This window comes from Streptomyces araujoniae, assembly GCF_050871195.1.
In the GTDB taxonomy this organism is placed as follows: domain Bacteria; phylum Actinomycetota; class Actinomycetes; order Streptomycetales; family Streptomycetaceae; genus Streptomyces; species Streptomyces bacillaris.
In genome coordinates this window covers 4989242-5007563 of the sequence record NZ_CP194070.1, presented here as the reverse complement: position 1 = coordinate 5007563, position 18322 = coordinate 4989242, and the positions used below count along the sequence as shown (strand labels likewise).

Sequence of the window (18322 nt, the reverse complement as noted above, 5' to 3'; positions counted from 1 at the left end):
CGGCGCTCAGACCGCGACCGGCTCGGGGGCCGGGGCGTTGTCGGCCTCGGCGACGACGCCCGCGACCCGGCGGAGCTTCTTCATCGGGCCCAGCTCGGACTCGTACACCTTCTTGACGCCGTCACCGAGCGACTGCTCGATGGTGCGGATGTCGCGGACCAGGCGGGTCAGGCCCTGGGGCTCGACGGAGGCGGCCTGGTCGGAGCCCCACATGGCGCGGTCGAGGGTGATGTGGCGCTCGACGAAGGTGGCGCCGAGGGCGACGGCGGCCAGGGTGGTCTGGAGGCCGGTCTCGTGGCCGGAGTAGCCGATCGGGACGTTCGGGTACTCCTGCTGGAGGGTGTTGATGACCCGCAGGTTCAGCTCCTCGGCCTTGGCCGGGTAGGTGGAGGTGGCGTGGCAGAGCAGGATGTTGTCGCTGCCCAGGACCTCGACCGCGTGGCGGATCTGCTTCGGGGTGGACATGCCCGTGGAGAGGATGACCGTACGGCCGGTGGCGCGCAGGGCTCGGAGCAGTTCGTCGTCGGTGAGCGAGGCGGAGGCCACCTTGTGGGCGGGGACGTCGAACTTCTCCAGGAAGGCGACGGCCTCGGTGTCCCACGGGGAGGCGAACCAGTCGATGCCGCGCTCGGCGCAGTGCTCGGAGATGGCCCGGTACTCCTCCTCGCCGAACTCGACGCGGTGGCGGTAGTCGATGTACGTCATCCGGCCCCAGGGGGTGTCGCGCTCGATGTCCCACTGGTCGCGCGGGGTGCAGATCTCCGGGGTGCGCTTCTGGAACTTGACGGCGTCGCAGCCGGCTTCGGCGGCCACGTCGATGAGGGCGAGGGCGTTGCCGAGGTCGCCGTTGTGGTTGATGCCGATCTCGCCGGTGATGTAGACGGGGTTGCCGGGTCCGGCGGTACGGGTGCCGAAGGTGCGCAGACGGGAGGTGCTCATGGTGGTGCTTCCTTACGTGGTGGGGACAGTGGGGGCTGAGAGGTCAGCGGTGAGGGTGGGGCCCAGCAGCCAGGCCGCGATCTCGCGGATGGCGCCGTAGCCGCCGGGGGTGGTCGTGACGGCGCGCGCTGCCGCGCGCACCGAGTCGTGGGCGCTGCCGACCGCGACGGGCCAGCCGGCGAGGGCGAAGCAGCCGAGGTCGTTGACGTCGTTGCCGACGTAGAGCACGCGCTCGGGGGCGATGTCCTGCTCGTCGCACCACTGCTTGAGCGCCTCGTCCTTGCGGTCGATGCCGTGCAGGACGGGGACCTGGAGCTTGCGGGCGCGGGCGGCGACGACGGGGTTCTGCTCGGTGGAGAGGATCAGGAGGGGGACGCCCGCCCTGCGCAGGGCCGCGATGCCCAGGCCGTCGCCCCGGTGGACGGCGACGGTCTCGCGGCCGTCGGAGTCGACCATGACCCGGTCGTCGGTCTGGGTGCCGTCGAAGTCCAGGACGACCGCGTCCACGTCGGCCCGGGTGGGCAGCGGCGCGGGGTCCAGGAGCGGGGCGAGGGCGCGGGCGCGGGCCAGGTCGTGCGGGTCGTCGATCTCCAGCACCCGGGCCGGGTCGGTGGGGACCAGGGCGGTGTGGCCGAAGAAGCGGTGGCGGTGGGTGCGGAAGCCCGCCGCGTCCATCGCGTAGGCGGCGCCGGTCTCCAGGTAGTCCTGGGGGCGGTCCTGGCGGCGGGGCCGTACGGACTTGTCGTGGTTGACGCCGTACGTGCCCTCCTCCACCGCGTGCCCGTCGCGCCAGACGAAGCCGTGGAAGGCGGCGACGGTGACGGCCGTGTCGGCGCCCTCGTGGACGACCGCCCGCGCCACCCCGTCGATGTCGTCGCGGGAGACGAAGGGGCTGGTGCACTGGACGAGGAGGACCACGTCGACGCGCTTGGCGCGCTCGGCCTCGTAGGTGTCCAGGGCGTGCAGCACGGCCGCCTCGCTGGTGGCGGTGTCGCCCGCGATGGCGGCGGGGCGCTCGACGCAGTGCAGCCGGTGGGCGGCGCCGAGGTCGACGGCGGCGGCGCGGGCGGCCTGGGCGATGGCCCCGTCGTCGGTGGTGACGACGACGTCGGTGACCTCGGGGGCGCCGAGCGCGGCGCGCACGGCGCGGGCGACCAGCGGGATGCCGCCGACCTCGGCGAGGTTCTTGGCGGGCACGCCCTTGGATCCGCCGCGGGCGGGGATCACGGCGAGGACGGTCGGTCTCATCGAAGCTCCTGAGGTGGTGGTCACAGCTCCCCCATCCGGCGGATCACCGGGGCGACGCGCTGGACGCCGTGCCGGTAGGCGCCGCGCGCCGCGTTCCGTACCGTCTCCCGCACCGCGCCGCGCACCCGGCCGGGCTCCTGCGGTGCGGCGGCGCCGGGCAGGGGCGTGCCGTCGGGGGCCAGGTGGTGGCGGGCGAGGATGCCGGGGAGGTAGCCGGGGGCGGTGGTGGGCGTGTAGTACGGCGCCAGGGCCGGGAGTCGGCCCCCGGCCAGCAGCTCGGCCACCGTGGCGCGGGCGCTGTCGTAGGCGGCGGAGTACGAGCCGTCGGAGGCGACGCCCTGTCCGGCCAGCCACTCCCCGTCCGGGCGCGGGCGGTACCCGCCGTCGAGCCGGTCCCAGGAGGTGAGGAGCCCGGAGCCGACGAAGTGGTGGTTGCCGAGGGGTTCGCGTACGCCGAGGTCGGTGAGGACGGCGGTCGGGATGCGGCGGTGCAGGGACTCCAGGGCGGCGGTGGAGGAGACGGTGACCAGGAGGTCGGTGCGGTCCAGCACCTCGCCCATGTGCCCGTACACCAGGCGGAAGTTGGGCGGCAGACCGCCGGGCAGCTTCTGCGCGAGCTTCTGGTACGGGAGTTCCTCGATGTGCGTGGTGTGCTCGCCGGGCTTGGAGCGCAGCTTCAGCAGCACCTCGCGGCGCGGGTGCAGCCGGGCGTGCTCGACGAGCCGGCGGAGCAGGTAGGTGCGGTCGGCGCGGGAGGCCGGTACGGAGGGCTGCGCGGCGAACACCACGGTGTCGCGGCCCTCTTCGGGGGCGTACGGGGCTCCGCCCAGGAAGGGGAGCGCGGCCTCGGTGACGGCGGAGGCGTCGGCGCCCACTCCCTCGTACACCGCGCGGAAACGTTCCGCGTCGTGCGCCGAGTTGGCGAGGACGATGTCCGCGCCGTGGCGGAGGAGGAGCCCGTCGGCCAGCTTCTCGTAGACGACGCCGACGTACCCGGTGACGACGACGGGCCGGCGCTCCAGGCCCAGCGCGGCCAGTCCGTGCAGCATCGCCTGGACCCCGCCGCCGACGAGGGCGAGGACGACCACGTCGTACCCCTCGTCGCGCACGGTGTGCAGGAACTCGACGGCGGTGACCTCACGGACCCGCCCGGCGTCGATCCCGACCTCGCCGACCTCCGCGAGCTGGCGGGGCGTCGGGGTGGCCCGGCCGCGCAGCAGCAGCCCGCTGACCTCCACGGGGCGCGCGTCCCGCCCGTCCCCGGGCACCCCGGCGGTCAGGCGGCGCGCGGTGAGCGCGCCCCATTTCCACCGGGTGTCGGAGTCGGCGAGGACGGCGACCCGCAGCGCCTGGCGGGGCTCGGCGGGGGCGTCGGCCGGATCGGCCTGATTGCTGGTACGTGGGGGCACGTCCCAGAAGTTAGGAAGGCATTCCGATGCGCGGCCCAACGCGACAGCAACAAATGGTTAACAGGGGGCCGACGATTGGGGAATCGGCAGGCCGGATGCACCAAAGAGCCTTTTACGGCGATCGATTCACCCGGACTCCATTCCCCGTTCATCTTCCGCATGCGAGGCGAGAGGGGCCGCGCCGACCATCGATGCCGAGGAGACAGTCCGAGACACCTCTCGACTCACTGGCGGGAGCCGCCCTACGGCATCGGGGCGGACTCGGCCAACCCCCCTCTCTCGGCGTCGCCGCACGGCGAACTTCGACCACCACCCCCTACCGTTCGATCTCGTTCACCGAAAATATGCCGTGGATCAATCTCCCCTTTCCTTCTGCGCGTGTCCGGATTTCGACCGACCTCCGATTTATTGATTGTTTTACGCACGATCACGCTGCGATGCTCCTCGACGAACCCGGAATCGAACCTGAACTCCTTCATGACGAGCGGAGAATCGCCATGTTCCGTCTGAGCAACATGAAATCCAAGGTGGCTGCGGCGGCCCTCGCCGGTGCGTCGGTCATCACCTTCTCCCCTACGGCATCGGCCGCACCGACCGCCGTGTACGCGTCCCTGTACAACGCCGGCACGGGGCACTGCCTCGCCGTGCCCGGCTCCAGCACGGCGAACGGCACCGAACTGGTGCAGTGGACCTGCACCACCAACGATGACCAGTACTGGTCCCTGGAAAGGGTCGCGGGCGGCAACGGTGACCGGGTGAGAGTCCGCAACCTCAACAGCGGCAAGTGCCTGGCGATCGGCGGCTCCGGCACGGCGAACGGCGCCAACGCCATCCAGTGGACGTGCAGCACCAACACCGACCAGGTGTGGATCTACGACAGCGCCTTCCGGCTGCGCAACCTCAACAGCGACCGCTGCCTGGCCATCCCGAACTCCAGCACCACCTCGGGCACCAAGGCCGTCCAGTGGACGTGCAACACCAGCTCGGACCAGCAGTGGGTGTGGTAGCCACCCTCCTGCGGCGCCCGACCGTCCGCGGCGTGGCGGCCCTTCAGGGCCCGCGCCGCGGACGGCTGTTCGGCCGCGCCTCCGCCGCGCCCCTGGTCTGCCCGGCGAGCGGCGCTCCCCCGGCGTACGCCGAAGGGACATCCGCGCAATCCGCGGCCTATACCCATACGGCCGGCCAAGGGAACGGAACACGGACCCCCGGCATCATCGCCACCGGAGAGAAAGGAGCGGTGGTCACCTGGCGCGAGGGGATCCGGACGGGCAAGGTGGACCAGGGACACATCCGTCACGCCTGCACGACCGACGGCGGAGCTACCTGGAGCACGCCGAGGAGTCTCGCCCAGGCCACGTCCGAGGCGATGTGGCACTACGTGATCCCCTATCAGGCCGGCGGCAGCATCTATGCCTTCCCCGGTCGCACCCCGCCGGAGTCGTCCTCGGGGCTCCCGGTCACCCTGGTCGCCAAGCGGAGCACCGACGAGGGCCACACCTGGCACGGCCATGCGATCGCCGTACCGCAGAACATCGCGAACCTCGTCGTGGCCGGCAGGCCCCTTCGCCTGGCCGATGGTACGTATGCCATCCCCTTCCGGTCCTCGGGTCAGCGCAGCAGGGTGCTGCGCTCCTCGGGCGAGAGCCGCACTGGGTGCAGGGCACAACTGCGGACCCGGTCGAGTCCTGCGTGGAGTGGAGCCGCGTGACCTGCGGCTGAAGACAGGGCGACCATCGGGCGGAACCCCGGCTCCGGTCTCCCCTACGGGGTGGCCGTCGCGCCGGTTCACTGCTTCGACGGTCGTCGTTCACCTGACGTCCTCGTCGGGGACAAGGGCTGTGCCGAAGCCCGCCCTAACGTCATCCTCGTGGTTAAGCTCTCCGTCATCGTGCCGTTCTTCAACGTGCAGACCTATGCACCAGACACCCTCAGGAGTCTTCGGGCCAACATCCGGGAGGACTTCGAGTTCATCCTTGTCGACGACTGTTCGACCGACGGGACGGCAGACCTCCTGCGCCGGGCCCAGGACGACATCCCCGGCGCGGTCGTGCACCGGCACGAGCGGAACGGAGGGCTGGCCACGGCCCGCAACACGGGCCTGGACAGGGCGCGGGGGGAGTACCTCGCCTTCCTGGACGGCGACGACTGGGTGGCCCCGGGGTATTTCGCCGAACTGCTCGCCCGAACCGAGTCGCTGGGCTGCGACTTCGTCCGCACCGATCACGTCCAGGTGGAGCGCGCGCACCGTACGGTACGCCGTGTCCCGCACGGACGACGCGGCACGGTGACGGACCCCCGTACGGGCATCCTGCCCGCCGACCGGAGCACTTCGGTGGACTACCCCTACGCCTGGGCCGGCCTCTACCACCGCAGGCTGTTGGATCGCGGTCTGCTGCATTTCACCGACGGGCTCCGTACGGCGGAGGACCGGCCGTGGATCTGGAGGCTCCACCGCCAGGCGGACTCCTTCGCCGTACTCGGCATGCTGGGCGTCTTCTACCGACGGGGCGTGACCTCCTCACTGACGCAGATCGGTGATGTGCGCCAGCTCGACTTCATCCGTGCCTTCGACCAGGTCGTCGAGGAGACGGCCGAGGACCGCGACGCCGACGCGCTGCTGCCCAAGGCGGTACGCACCTACTGCGCCATCATTTCCCACCACATCGGGTCGATCGAGAGGTTCGAGCCTGCAGTGGCACGTCAGTTGAAGTCACGGAGTTCGCAGGCCCTCGGCCGCATGCCGCAGGCGGTCCTGGACGAGGCGCTCGACTCGATGGACGTGGAACGCGCGACGCTCCTGCGCCGGCTGCGGCGGCGTCCCGTCACCGCGAGGGAGGTGGCTGTGGCATGAGCACCGCACCCCATCGCGGCACCACACAGCTCTTCGCGGCGTCCACCCTCTACGGCACGGCCACCCTCGCCGCCGCCCTGGACTCCGGCTGCTTCGGCCCGGCCGACCGCCGCATCCTGGTCGTCTGCAACAACGCCGCCATTCCGGAGACTTCACCGGCCCTGGACACGATGCCCGGGTTCGAGCGGCTTCGGAGCCGGTTCGACGACGTGGTGTCCTGGAACGACACCATCGCCCCGTTCCACCCGAGCGGCTGGTCGCCCCGTCCGGACGACGTCCCCCTGTGGGAGCGGCACCTGCGGTTGCTCTGGGGGCTGGGTGAGGACGACATCGAGCTCACGGTCGAGTCGATCCAGGTCAATCCGGCCCTGGCCATCAGCCAGATCTTCGTCAACGCCCCGATCGACGTGTACGCCGACGGGCTGATGAGCTACGGCCCCACCCGCAACAAGATCGACCCGCTGGTCGGGACTCGGGTACGGCGGCTGTTGCACCTGGACCTGGTACCCGGCCTGCAGCCCCTGCTGCTCACCGAGTTCGGCGTCGAGCCGCTGGTCGTGGAGACCGAGGCCTTCCTGAAGGTGCTCGGCGAACTGGCCGCGACCCCGGTCGAACTGCCGTCCGTCGAGGCCCCTGCCCTCCTGCTCGGACAGTACCTGTCCGCTCTCGGACTGATCTCCGCGGAAGAGGAGGAGGACCTCCACCTGCAGATGATGCGTGGCGCGGTCGCCCTCGGCCACAGCCGGCTGGTGTTCAAACCGCACCCCACGGCCCCGGCCCACTGGTCCCGGTCGATGGAGGCGGAGGCCGATCGGCTCGGCGCGGAACTCACCGTCCTGGACACGGGGATACCACGTGCTCCGATGCTCGCCGAGGTGCTCTATGAGCGAATGCGGCCGACGCTGGTCATCGGCTGCTTCTCGACGGCGCTGCTCACCGCGTCCGCGTTCTACGGGCTGCGGGTCGCCCGCGTGGGTACGGAACTGCTCCTGGAACGACTCACACCGTACGAGAACAGCAACCGCGTGCCGGTCACTCTGGTGGACGCGCTGCTGCCGGAACTGAGCGACCGGACAGCGGTCGAGGAGCAGCGCCCGGCGGACGGTGCCGAGCGGGACGTCTCCGCGCTGGTGGCGGCGGTGGGGTTCGCCATGCAGCCGAGAATCTATCCGGGGCTGCGGCCGAAGGCTGAGCAGTACCTCTCCTCACGGCTCGACCCGGCGACCCGGCGGTACTTCAAACGGCGTCGGCTCACGTCGCTGGGCCTTCCAGGAGGGGTGCCACCGCAGTTCGCGTTCCTGCCGCGCAGTACGACCGTGCGCAGGGCCGTACGGCGAGCGCGCTCGCTGCGGCGTTCCGTACGGAAGTAGTCGCCGCCCCGAGAGGTGGATGTCGGCGGGGTGGAGCCGGACGACGGCTCCACCCCGCCGACACCGCGCACCGGCCACCGGCCCGGGACCGGCCGACGCGCTCCGCGCCGTCGCCACGGGAAGCCGGGCCGGCCACCGGATGAACTTCCCCCGTCGACCCGGGGAACAGAGATCTCTCCGGGCGTTCTGTCCCTTTCGGCAGTCCTACGCTGACCCGGCGCGACAGCAGACAGGGGAGCAGTCTTGACCACCGCACAGCAGGACACGGGGACGGCGTCCGGCCTCGTCCCGCCCACCCGCGACCCGAGCGGTCCGCACATCCGGCGCTCGGCGGCCGGCCCCGAGCCGAAGACACGGCTGCGCGCCCTCGACGGGCTGCGTCTGCTTGCCGCGCTGATGGTGGCCGGGTACCACTACGGAGGCCGCGGTGGCGAGATCACCGAGGCCTGGGGCAGCTCGGCCGCCGTGCAGTTTCCGACCGCCCACGCCTGGCTGGCGTACGGTTGCCTCGGCGTGCAGATCTTCTTCGTGATCAGCGGCTTCGTGATCTGTCTGAGCGGCTGGGGGCGCACGCCGCTGGCCTTCTTCGCGTCGCGTGCCTCGCGTCTCATGCCGGCGTACTGGGCCGCGGTCGTGCTGGTGACACTGGTCTTCGCACTTCCCATGGTCGCGTACCAGGCCGTGTCGCCCAGTGACGCCCTGCTCAACCTGACTCTGTTGCAGCAGCCGTTGGGCGCGGACCGGGTGCTGGGGGTGTGCTGGACGCTATGGGCCGAGGTCCGCTTCTACGCCCTGTTCGCGCTGTGCGTGGTGCTGCCGGGCGTGAACCGGCGCCGTGTGGTGCTGTTCTGCGCGGTGTGGACGCTGGCGGCGGCGCTCGCCCAGGCTTCGGACGAACCGTTCCTCGACGTATTGCTGATGCCGCAGTACGCCCCGTACTTCATCGGCGGCATCGGGCTCTACCTGGTGCACCGGGACCGTCGCGACGCCCTGGCGTGGGGCATCGTCGGGGTCAGCTGGCTGCTCGGGCAGCACCACGCGGTGGCGGAGCTCTGGCGCCCGGAGAGCCCCGACGTGTTCTCCTACCGCTCGTCCGCAGTGATCGTCCTGATCGTGACGGTGGGTTTCGCAGCCGTGGCGGCCGTTGCGCTGGGTGCCATGAACCGGATCGACTGGCCGTGGCTGACGGTCGCCGGTGCGCTCACCTACCCGTTCTACCTGGTCCATGAACACCTGGGCTGGGTCGTGGTCGGCTGGCTGCACCGGGGACTGGGCGTGTCGTCGTGGGCGACGTTCCTCCTGACCCTGGCCGCGATGCTGACCCTGGCGTGGCTGCTGCATCGTTTCGTGGAGCGACGGTTCACACCACTGCTGCGAAACGCTCTGACGAAGGGCCTTTGACGATGCCTCGGTGCCTCCGGAGTTCGATCACCGCCCACGAACGCCGTCGAAGGTTTGAGCCACGTCTCTCTTCAGGTGCGGATCGCAGCCCGCACACCGCAGAACACGTCCGCTGACAGCTGCCCTGGCCTTGACGCTGACGGCGACCGTGCTGGGCGCACCCACTCCTTCCGCGGCCGTACCGGCGGCGGTCACCACCCCGTTCAAGGCGGGCGGCGAGGGCCACCGCTGCTTCCGCATCCCCGCGCTCGTCACGACGCCCTCGGGCGCCCTGCCGACGTTCGCCGAGGGCGGGTGACCACCTGCAGCGACATCGGGCACAACGACATCGTGATGCGGAAGTCCACGGACGGCGGACGGAGTCGGGGCCCGCTGAAGGTGGTCGTGGGCGGCGCCGACGAGGACTCGCACGGGAATCCGGCGCCGGTCGTGGACGCGGCGGCCGGGCGGGTGTCGCTGCTGTACGCGGCCGGCCCCCGGAGCGGGAAGCCGGGCGAGCCGGTCCGTGGGCACCGGAGCCTGCGCGTGGTGCACAGCGTGGACGACGGCACGGGAACGAGGAGGAGCGGGTGCGGCTGGGGTTCTCCGGTATCCGGTAGCGGGAACAGGAGCACCACCCCGCCACCGGCCCGCGAACAGACTTGACCTCAAGCAGAGTTGAGGTTCTAGGTTCGGCGCATGGACTACTCACACGACGACGCGGGACTCGCCCGCCAGCCGATCGGTTACTGGAGCGGGGCCGCGCACGGGGCGACGGTCGCCCATGTCCAGGCGGCGCTCGCCGAGCACGGGCTCACGCAGCCGCCCTGGTGGGTGCTGAACCAGGCGGTCGGCGCGGACGCCGGAGGGGTCGGCCGCGCCGAGGTGACCGCGCTGCTCAGCGGCTATACGGACGCGGGGGCGGACGGCATCGGGACGGCCGTGGACGAGTTGCTGGAACGGGGGCTGGTCACCCAGGACGACGGGGCCCGGCTGCGCATCACGCCTGAGGGGCGGGCGCTGCGCGACCGGGCGTACGAGCGGGTCATGCGGGCCCGTGCGGAGATCCACGCGGGGATCCCGGACGAGGAGTTCGTGGCCGCGCTGAAGGTGCTGCAGCGGATGATCCACAACGTCGGTGGCACCGCCTGGCACGAGTGAGGGCGGCCTCCCCGCGGCCTCCCCTTCGCCGCCCCGCACCCCGCCGAGCGCGAAACCCCTACACGCTGCTGAGCGAGAGCTTCGCCGCGAACCCGAGGAAGAGCACGCCCGCCGCCGAGGTCGCCCCCGCCGAGAGCCGCTTGCGGCGACGGAAGGCGGCGGCCAGGCGGGTGCCGCCGAAGATCAGCGTGGAGAGGTAGAGGAAGCTGGCGAGCTGGAGCAGCGTGCCCAGCACCAGGAACGACAGGGCCGGGTAGGCGTAGCCGGGGTCGACGAACTGCACGAAGAACGAGATCAGGAACAGGATCGCCTTCGGGTTGATCAGGCTGACCACCAGCGCCCGCCGGTAGGGGTTCTCCGTCGTCCCCGCCCCGGACGCCTCGGCGGCCTCCGCCAGTTCGGCGGTCCGCCGGTGCCGTTCGCGCCACAGGGACACCGCCGCGCGCAGCATGCCGATCGCGAGCCAGGTCAGATAGCCGGCGCCCGCGTACTTGACGATGGCGAACAGCAGGGGCGTGGTCTGGAGCAGCGAGGCCGCACCGAGCGCGGCGAGCGTCATCAGGACGGTGTCGCCGGTCCACACGCCCGCGGCGGCTTTGTAACCGGTCCGTACACCGCGTCGCGCCGCGACGGAGAGCACGTACAGCGAGTTCGGGCCCGGCAGGAGAACGATCAGCAGCAGGCCCGCGAGGTAGGTCGGAAGGTCGGTGACACCCAGCATGGACGGAGTTTCGCACACCCGTGCGCCGCCGTGCCCAGCCGTCTCGCCGACGGTCCCCGGCCGTCCTGTCGGCCGCCCGCCCGGCCGCCCCCGGCCACCCCCAGCCGTCTCGCCGTGACCTTTCGGCCGTCCTGCCGTGACCTGGCGCCACTACCGTCGTACGAAGGATTCGACCACCGGGCCGGACGGGCATCCGTCAGAGGAGCGCCGGTGAGGCACCGGACGGACCGGACACGAGCACGGGGGATGGGTGGGGATGGCGGGGATGGCACGCAGGAACGCGGGCAACGTCGGCGGAGAGAGCGACGCGTACGGGAACGGGGGCGACGGCGCCCCGTACGGCGGCACCCCGTACGGCAAGGGCACGCAAGGCGGCACCCCGTACAGCGAGGGCACGCACGGCGGCGCCCCGTACGGCGACGCCTCGTACGGCGACGCCTCGTACGGCAACGCCCCCTCCGCCCGGGGTTCCCGGCACGGGAGCCCGCGCGGCAGGCGTACGGCGACCGCCACCGCGGCCGGCGTCCTCGCGATAGCCGCCCTCGCGGCGGGGTGCGGGCCGCAGGACCCGGCCGCCGACGCGCTCGGGCAGCCGACGGCACCGGCACCCGCCACCACCGCCACGCCGTCTCCCGCCGCCCCCTCCCCCACCGAGGACGGAAAGGCCGACGACACCACGCCCACACCGACGCCCAGCGAGCCGTCCACCGCCCCGCCCCCCGCGTCACCCACCCCCGCACCCCGCCCGAGCACGGCCTCCCCGCAGCCCGAGGCTCTGATGCGGACGGGCTCCGAGGGGCCCCAGGTACGGGAGTTGCAGGCGCGGTTGCGCCAGGTCGGACACTTCGGGCGCAACCCCACCGGCTACTACGGCACGGTCACCGCCGAGGCCGTCCGGTCCTTCCAGGTCAAGCGGGGGGCGGAGGGGACCGGCGCGACGGACGCGGCCACCTGGCAGAAGCTGCTGGCCATGACCCGTACGCCGACGGCCGACGAGCTGGACCCGCCGACCGAGCGGCCGGTGGCGAAGCCGGACGAGCGCTGTCTCACCGGCCGGGTGCTCTGCATCAGCAAGAAGAGCCGGACGCTGGCGTGGATGATCGACGGCCGAGTGGTCTCGGCGATGGACGTGCGCTTCGGCTCGGAGTTCACGCCCACGCGGGAGGGCGAGTTCAAGGTCTTCTGGAAGTCCCGGGACCATGTGTCGACGCTGTACGACACCCCGATGCCGTACGCCCTCTTCTTCAGCGGCGGCCAGGCCGTGCACTACTCCGCCGACTTCGCGGCCAACGGCTACGGCGGCGCCTCGCACGGCTGTGTGAACGTCCGGGACAAGAAGAAGGTCGCGGCGCTCTTCGACCAGGTGAAGGACGGCGACAAGGTCGTCGTCTACTGGTGAGGGAGCCGCGCCGGATCCGGGACGTGCCCGCGGAGTGAGAGGGCGCGGACGGGACCGGGGGAACGTGTCCCGCCCGCGCCGATGCGCTGAGCCGAAGGTACGGGGGGAACCCCGGCTCGTCGCGCGGCCGATGACCAGTCGGCTCACTCTGTACTGCGCCCGGCCCTCGAAAAACGTCACACCTCACGTGAACGCTCGATGCGGGAGGTCTCCGCACGGGAACGGGAAGCGTGCCCGTACGCGAGAGGAAGCGCGTGCGTACGGGCGCGGGAAACCGACACGTCGGGGCAGGAAAGCCCGGGTCAGCGGGTGAGCACGGCGGTCGGGCCAGGCGCCGCCGACCGCATCGGAGCCACCGCCTCCGGCTCCGCCTCCGCGCGCACGCCGGCATCGGCCCGGCGCTCGCTGTCCGCGCGGGGCGGGACGGGCTCGAAGGAGACGGGAGGCAGGGAGCCGCCGTCGCCGTCGCCGGGCCCGTCGCCGTCACCGCCGCCGCTTCCGCTTCCCGGGCCTCCGGGACCGGACCCGTCGAGGAGCCGGTCGCAGAAGCGCTCCAGGTTCTCCTCGCCCTTGGCCAGCTGGACGAGTTGCCGCCGGCTCCGCTCGTCGAGGGTGCCGGCGCGGAAGGCCTTGCAGGCCTTGACGGACTTCGCGTACCAGTTGCCGTCCTGGCCGTGGCCGCCGGAGCCGCCGGGGCGCTCGTCGCCGCCGGTCGGGTCCTTGGTGGCGTTCTCGCGCCCCGACCCGCCCGATCCGCCCGAGGCGTCGGCGCCGCCGGACGTGCCCGGACCGACGGTCCCACCGGGCCGGTTCCGGTCGCCCGGGCGGTCGCCGCCGTCCGCCTCCGCGTCGATGCCGCCGCTCTCCGGCTCGGCCTTCTCCGGTGTGCCGGACTTCCGGCTGCCGGGCGGGGAGGCGGGGTCGGGGGCGTCGGGCGGGGACGGTTCGGGCGCGGTGGTCGGGTCCTCCAGGGGCAGCCCGGAGACCAGCGGTTCGGGGGTCGCCGCGGACACGGAGGAGGCGGGCGCGGGTGAGTCCTGGCCGCCGAAGGGGCCCGGGAGGACCCCCGCACCGGCGGCGACGGCCACCCCGCCGAGCGCGCACCCCGCGAGCGAGACGGCCAGGCCGAAGCGGACCGGGCGGCTCCAGCGCGGGCGGCGGGGCGGGGCGGAGGGGGCGGCTCCGATGTGGACGGAGTGCAGCGTTCCGGGCTGCCCGGGGAGGGCGGGGCCCGCGCTCCGCCCGGCGAGCCGGTCCCGGCCGGACCGGGTGGCCTGCCGGAAGGCGGTGAGCACGGCGTCCTCGCCGGGGAGTTCACCGGCGGGGGCACGGCGGGCGTCACGGGCCGCACCGAGTGCTTCGGCCAGCCGGAGGGCGTCGTCGCGGGCCTGGTCGCCGAGGGGTACGACCGGTTCGCCGCGGAGCAGTTTCTCCGCCGCGTCCTTGTCGAGCCACTCGTACTGCTCGTCGGCCATCACATGTCCCTCTGCGTCCACGGTCGCGAATGCGTCACACCGGGAGTGACCCCGGCCGGCGCCGCCGGACCGCCCCTTCCGGGGCGCTGAGAGGGTACGGCGCCGAGTTCCGCACCACCGACCCCGCCCTGACCTGCGTCGCTCCCGGCCCCCTGCGCCGAGGCCAGGGCACCCGCGTCGGAACCACCGCCGAGCCCGGACCCACCGCCCAGCCCGGGACCGCCGCCGGCCACGGACCCGCCGCCGGGGCCCGCTCCCGTACCGGACGCGGGCCCGCCGCGGGTGCGGGCGCCGGAACGGCCACCGGACGCGGCGGGAAACCCCCCGGCAGGCGCGGGCGGCACGGCGGCGGGGCGGGACGCGTCGGGCTGGTGCTCCCCGAGGAGTTCGGCGAGGCGCTTGAGGCCGCGATGGGCGGCGGTCCGTACGGCGCCGGGCCGCTTGCCGAGGGTCTGGGCGGCGCTCTTGGCGTCCAGCCCGACGACCACGCGCAGGACGACGGCCTCGGCCTGGTCCTGCGGGAGCTGGGCGATGAGGGACATCGTGCGGTCGGTGTCGAGCGCCTCCATGGCGTCACCGGCGGTGTCGGACTCGGCGGGCCGTCCGGTCAGCTCGGTCTCGTCGCCGCCGATCGCGGGGCGGCGGCTGCGCATCCGCAGATGGTCGAGCGAACGGTTGCGGGCGATCCGGGCCGCCCACCCCCGGAACCGGTCGGCGTCCCCGCTGAACCGGTCCAGGTCGCGCGCTATCTGGAGCCAGGCCTCGGATGCCACGTCCTCGGCGTCCGGCTCCCCGACCAGCGTCCGTATGTAACCCAACAACCGTGGCTGCACAGCGCGGTACACAGCACGGAAAGCGTCCTCGTCCCCGTCCTGTGCCGCGAGCACCGCGGCGGTCAGCTCCGCGTCGTCCCCCAGCACTCCCTCAACCCGCCCTGCTGTCCAAATCGCAGCTGGTCACCACTGCCGCGCCACTCTGCGCGACTCAGCACGCTACGTGGTCGGCGGGGGTCACGTCCATGACTTGTACAACTCGCAACAATTCGCGGCCCCGGGGCACGGTGTGACAGAAAACGCAGCCGCGACGCTGAGATGAGTACGGGGTCGTGCTGCGACCCCGTGGAAGACGGCCGGGGCCTCTCCTGTGGGGGGTGGCGGCCCCGGTCGTCGCTCCAACAATTAGCCCTCTGACCTGCGCTTTTGTGGGGCACTTACCCCCTCCGTGACCAACGGCGTGACCAACGCGCCAGCGAGTCCCTCTCGCAGGGTCGCGTGACCAGCGGGATTTCCCTCCGTGACCAACGACGTGACCAACCCGTCGAGCGGTCAGCCAATGCGCCCCAGCCCGATGCGCTGCGCGGTCCCCGACGCGAGCTTCCGCGCCCCCTCCACCCGGCGCTTGCCGTACTGGGACATCGTGTAGCCCGGCGAGTGGTGCCTCACGTTGGCCGAGACCTCAACGGGGTTCTCGCCAGCGTCCAGGTCGTTGGTGACCTTGCTATGCCGCCAGTCGTGGATACGGAACCTCTCGGGAAGCTCCAGCCGCGTCCTGGTGGTTCGCCACCGAGCGCTGACCTGGCCGACGTCCTCCTGGCCGGGCACCTCCACCACGAGCACTCGACACCGACGGACCCAGGACGTTCATCCAGGTACCGGCCCTGGAGTCCGAAAGCACGTGGCGGCGGCACCGGACGGGCACTCGCGGCGCACCCGGCCTGATGGTCATGGTCGCCAAGGACGGCGCGGTCCCAGTGAAGGAAGTGGTCCGGTGACCGAATCCGCGGACTGGTCCGTCATCACCCGAGAGACAACCCTGACGTTTGTGCCTGGCCGGCCATCGGTTCGGATCGGATCGAATCGGTGCGGTAGGACCGGTTTCACGCCGACCCTGCTACGCAGCGCAGCCGAAAATCTCTTGCGTAGTCGTCTGAGTACTCGATACCCAGCATCGAGACGACAAGGAGCACAGAATGACGACCCGTCTGGGTTCATCGAACGAGTTCTGCTGGATGGACCTCAAAACCCGTGACTTGGCCGGCACCGCCACCTTCTTCTCGAAGACGCTGGGCTGGCGCTTCGCGGTGGACGAGAAGGACTGGCGAAAGGCCACCAAGATAGCCATCGACGGCCACCTGATCGGTGGCGTGAGCGACCTGGCGAACCCGGTCTACCCACCGGGAACACCCGCCCACATCGCCTACTACTTGGCAGTCGACAACGTCGACCGTCGCGCCGAAGTGGCGACGGAGAACGGCGCTCGTCTTGTCGTACCTCCCTTCGACGCGGGCGATCAGGGGCGCATGGCGACATTGATTGATCCGGTAGGTGCCGCTTTCTCCCTGTGGCAGCCGCGCAACTTCACCGGATGGCAGTTCCCGCCCCACTTGGCGGGTGCCCCGCACCGCATGGTCCTGACGTGCGACCAGCCTGAGAAAGCCCGGCGCTTCTACGACAAGACGACGGGGACCCCTCTGAACTGCGCCGATTTCATCGCTACACGTGGACCCAGCGCATCCCTTCCGCAGTGGGAACTTGCGGTCGACGTCGAGGATTTGGACAGCGTCGTCGTACGCGCACACGAACACGGCCATGACTCGGCCACCTGGTCCGAGAAAACCGGTCGTCGTGTTGTGCGGTTGAGCAGCCCAGAGGGACTGGCATTCCTGGTTCGCTGCCTTGAGCAGTGACTCGGCCGTCGATCAGGCGGTGGTCGGCGTGAAGCACAGCTCGACCTTGTCTTCTTGCGGGCCCACAGGCGGATCTTGCTGCCCTTGTGGGCGGACCGGTTGTCCAGGATCACGTAAATCGGTGCGCCGTCTGGTCGAGCGGCCCGGATCGATCGCAGCGCGGCCGGCGACGGGGCGGTGCCTTTGCGGCAGCGGTTGACGCCCCGGAGGGTGTCGTCGCCGACCGAGTAGCAGCCGTGGAAGTAGGTCACCCCATGGGTGCGATGGAAGGTCGCCGGCAACCGGTCCGGCTTGCCCTCCTTCGCCCAGCAGGACCCGCCGGTGGGGCGGATGCCGAGCGGCCCGAACTCGTCGAAGGCGAAGGTGCGGTCAGGGCGCTCGGTCAGCGCGTACGCCTGGTTCTTGCGGGAGACTGAGTCTTCCGGGAGGGGAAGTCTGTCAGGAGTGGTACAGGACCCGCACCAGCATGGTGGCGTCCGGCAGTCTGTCCAGGTAGGCGTTGAAGGCGGCGTGATATTCCTGGGTGCCGCCCTCGATCCACCGGCCGTCGAGGGTGAGCAGTGCCCAGGTCGGCAGGACGTCGGCGTACTGCTCCGCAACGTACGCGTCCCGGTCCGGCAGGATGAACTGCACCGGATCGTCGCCGAACCGCTCCCGCAGTACCGGATCGGCGTACACAGCGCGGATCAGCGGCTGGCTCTCGTGCTCCGCCCGTGCCTGCTCGAAGGAGTACCGCTGCTGGGGGTCGAGTCGCACCCGTGCCCAGAAGTGGTGCGCCGGGAGAGCCGCCGGATACCCGGCGGAGAACTCCTGCCACGCGTCCCAGCGCCGGGCCGCTTCCTCGGCGACCGCCACCCGGTCGGCATCGAGGTCGAGCAGAGCTTTGGGCCCGCCGGCGCACCGGTCGCCCAGGCGCGGCTCGTTCTTCTCCTCACCGTCCCTGACGATCCGCGGATCGTCCTCGTATCCGGGGCGTACAGCGAAGTCCCAGCCCGACGCGATGTACCAGTAGTCCCACTCCCCGTCCCCGCCGCCGGGCAGATCGTCCTGCCGGTTCATGTCGAAAGGCGCCATGGCCTCGGCGATTGCCCGGTTCAGGGCCTCCCCGGGCGCGCAGGGCGGGAGACAGACGGTGACGCATTGCTTGGCCATGGTCTTTCCCTCCGGGGGTCTCGGTCGCTGCATGCTCCACCCTCTCAGGCGACGGAAGGCGGCCCACAGTTGTAGATCATGCCGTCGCAGTCACTGAAGACGGTGGTCACACCCGAGGCGATGGAGCCGAGCATGTCTGCGGGCGTGTCCGCAATGTGGGTTGGTCGTTGGTCCGTTCGTGGTGCGTCGTCATGAAGTGACTGATCGGGCCTGGGCGGTGATCGGGCCGTTGTTGGCCCCGTCGCGGATGGGGCGGCCGGTGCGGGACCGGCGGCATCACCTGCACCATCCCCGAACGCACCGACCAGATCAGCGGACGGCGACGACGCGGCGAGACACTCTGCCGCCTCGACCGCACCGCCTACCGGCGCCGCAACGTCGTCGAACGCTGCTTCAACAAACTCAAGCAGAACAGAGCCCTCGCGACCGGCGCGCGTGCTGTGACCGGACCCACCCCGTGGGCCGACGTCGGGCCGTGCCCCCGGCATCCCGACCCTGTGGACCGGTACGGCCGGAGGCCTGTAAGCCCGC

18 protein-coding genes and 2 pseudogenes are annotated in these 18322 nt (G+C 71.5%); 11 read left to right on the top strand and 9 right to left on the bottom strand.

The features are described 5' to 3' along the window. Window positions 1-6 precede the first annotated feature (6 nt). The 3 genes from ACQ9ZG_RS21655 to ACQ9ZG_RS21645 are packed head-to-tail and all read right to left on the bottom strand — an operon-like array spanning window position 7 to window position 3596. A complete protein-coding gene (locus tag ACQ9ZG_RS21655) occupies window positions 7-939 on the bottom strand; it encodes an N-acetylneuraminate synthase family protein (RefSeq protein ID WP_028416575.1) in 933 nt (310 codons plus the stop codon). Between the two features lie 12 nt (window positions 940-951). Beyond that, complete coding sequence (locus tag ACQ9ZG_RS21650; RefSeq protein ID WP_018490949.1) at window positions 952-2187, bottom strand: acylneuraminate cytidylyltransferase; 1236 nt, start codon at window positions 2185-2187, stop codon at window positions 952-954. 20 nt (window positions 2188-2207) lie between these two features. Continuing rightward, the gene (locus ACQ9ZG_RS21645) at window positions 2208-3596 is read right to left on the bottom strand and encodes a DUF6716 putative glycosyltransferase (RefSeq protein WP_499281115.1); all 1389 of its coding nucleotides are present in this window, start codon (window positions 3594-3596) and stop codon (window positions 2208-2210) included. Window positions 3597-4093: 497 nt separating this feature from the next. Between ACQ9ZG_RS21645 and ACQ9ZG_RS21640 the strand changes: the two genes are divergently transcribed. From ACQ9ZG_RS21640 to ACQ9ZG_RS21605, 8 genes are all read left to right on the top strand, one after another. Continuing rightward, entirely contained in the window at window positions 4094-4603 is a 510-nt protein-coding gene (locus ACQ9ZG_RS21640; RefSeq protein WP_258312130.1) for an RICIN domain-containing protein, read from the top strand. 230 nt (window positions 4604-4833) lie between these two features. Then, entirely contained in the window at window positions 4834-5304 is a 471-nt protein-coding gene (locus ACQ9ZG_RS21635; protein ID WP_181398214.1) for an exo-alpha-sialidase, read from the top strand. A gap of 159 nt (window positions 5305-5463) precedes the next feature. Beyond that, on the top strand, window positions 5464-6447 hold the full coding sequence (locus tag ACQ9ZG_RS21630) for a glycosyltransferase family 2 protein (RefSeq protein WP_109915174.1): 984 nt from the start codon (window positions 5464-5466) through the stop codon (window positions 6445-6447). Then, window positions 6444-7817 carry a polysialyltransferase family glycosyltransferase gene (locus tag ACQ9ZG_RS21625; protein WP_109915173.1) on the top strand — a complete coding sequence of 458 codons (1374 nt, stop codon included), beginning with the start codon at window positions 6444-6446 and terminating at the stop codon, window positions 7815-7817. The genes ACQ9ZG_RS21630 and ACQ9ZG_RS21625 overlap by 4 nt, the downstream gene beginning before the upstream one ends. Before the next feature lie 243 nt (window positions 7818-8060). Then, window positions 8061-9218 (top strand): acyltransferase family protein, encoded by a 1158-nt coding sequence (locus ACQ9ZG_RS21620; RefSeq protein ID WP_109915172.1) that lies wholly within the window; start codon window positions 8061-8063, stop codon window positions 9216-9218. A gap of 130 nt (window positions 9219-9348) precedes the next feature. Beyond that, the gene (locus ACQ9ZG_RS21615; RefSeq protein ID WP_181398213.1) at window positions 9349-9516 is read left to right on the top strand and encodes a sialidase family protein; all 168 of its coding nucleotides are present in this window, start codon (window positions 9349-9351) and stop codon (window positions 9514-9516) included. Continuing rightward, the gene (locus ACQ9ZG_RS21610; RefSeq protein ID WP_181398212.1) at window positions 9513-9863 is read left to right on the top strand and encodes a sialidase family protein; all 351 of its coding nucleotides are present in this window, start codon (window positions 9513-9515) and stop codon (window positions 9861-9863) included. The genes ACQ9ZG_RS21615 and ACQ9ZG_RS21610 overlap by 4 nt, the downstream gene beginning before the upstream one ends. A 33-nt stretch (window positions 9864-9896) precedes the next feature. Then, window positions 9897-10358, top strand: coding sequence for a MarR family winged helix-turn-helix transcriptional regulator (locus ACQ9ZG_RS21605; RefSeq protein WP_109915171.1), 462 nt, complete (start codon window positions 9897-9899; stop codon window positions 10356-10358). Between the two features lie 58 nt (window positions 10359-10416). Here ACQ9ZG_RS21605 and leuE read toward each other — a convergent pair whose 3' ends face one another. Then, window positions 10417-11079, bottom strand: a complete 663-nt coding sequence (gene leuE, locus ACQ9ZG_RS21600; RefSeq protein WP_028416582.1) for a leucine efflux protein LeuE — start codon at window positions 11077-11079, stop codon at window positions 10417-10419. Between the two features lie 256 nt (window positions 11080-11335). On the opposite strand from leuE, the gene ACQ9ZG_RS21595 reads away from it, so the two are divergent. After that, complete coding sequence (locus tag ACQ9ZG_RS21595) at window positions 11336-12478, top strand: L,D-transpeptidase family protein (RefSeq protein WP_499281111.1); 1143 nt, start codon at window positions 11336-11338, stop codon at window positions 12476-12478. Between the two features lie 302 nt (window positions 12479-12780). Here the strand turns inward: ACQ9ZG_RS21595 and ACQ9ZG_RS21590 are convergent, their stop codons facing one another. The 3 genes from ACQ9ZG_RS21590 to ACQ9ZG_RS21580 all read right to left on the bottom strand — a co-directional run bounded on the left by ACQ9ZG_RS21590 (window position 12781) and on the right by ACQ9ZG_RS21580 (window position 15560). Next, the gene (locus ACQ9ZG_RS21590) at window positions 12781-13953 is read right to left on the bottom strand and encodes a hypothetical protein (RefSeq protein ID WP_499281628.1); all 1173 of its coding nucleotides are present in this window, start codon (window positions 13951-13953) and stop codon (window positions 12781-12783) included. Then, the gene (locus ACQ9ZG_RS21585; protein WP_386699275.1) at window positions 13953-14873 is read right to left on the bottom strand and encodes an RNA polymerase sigma factor; all 921 of its coding nucleotides are present in this window, start codon (window positions 14871-14873) and stop codon (window positions 13953-13955) included. Before ACQ9ZG_RS21585 ends, ACQ9ZG_RS21590 begins: the two co-directional genes overlap by 1 nt. A 405-nt stretch (window positions 14874-15278) precedes the next feature. Further along, window positions 15279-15560, bottom strand: coding sequence for a site-specific integrase (locus ACQ9ZG_RS21580; RefSeq protein WP_181398218.1), 282 nt, complete (start codon window positions 15558-15560; stop codon window positions 15279-15281). Window positions 15561-15922: 362 nt separating this feature from the next. On the opposite strand from ACQ9ZG_RS21580, the gene ACQ9ZG_RS21575 reads away from it, so the two are divergent. Continuing rightward, on the top strand, window positions 15923-16639 hold the full coding sequence (locus tag ACQ9ZG_RS21575; protein ID WP_109915225.1) for a VOC family protein: 717 nt from the start codon (window positions 15923-15925) through the stop codon (window positions 16637-16639). Between the two features lie 15 nt (window positions 16640-16654). Here ACQ9ZG_RS21575 and ACQ9ZG_RS21570 read toward each other — a convergent pair. Together ACQ9ZG_RS21570 and ACQ9ZG_RS21565 are read right to left on the bottom strand one after the other, a co-directional pair. Continuing rightward, a pseudogene (locus tag ACQ9ZG_RS21570) lies at window positions 16655-17031 on the bottom strand (transposase); the annotation flags it as partial. A 46-nt stretch (window positions 17032-17077) separates the two neighbouring features. Further along, a complete protein-coding gene (locus tag ACQ9ZG_RS21565) occupies window positions 17078-17791 on the bottom strand; it encodes a hypothetical protein (RefSeq protein ID WP_109915226.1) in 714 nt (237 codons plus the stop codon). 272 nt (window positions 17792-18063) lie between these two features. Between ACQ9ZG_RS21565 and ACQ9ZG_RS21560 the strand changes: the two are divergent. Further along, window positions 18064-18219 (top strand): annotated as a pseudogene (locus ACQ9ZG_RS21560) (IS5/IS1182 family transposase); the annotation flags it as partial. Between the last annotated feature and the right edge of the window lie 103 nt (window positions 18220-18322).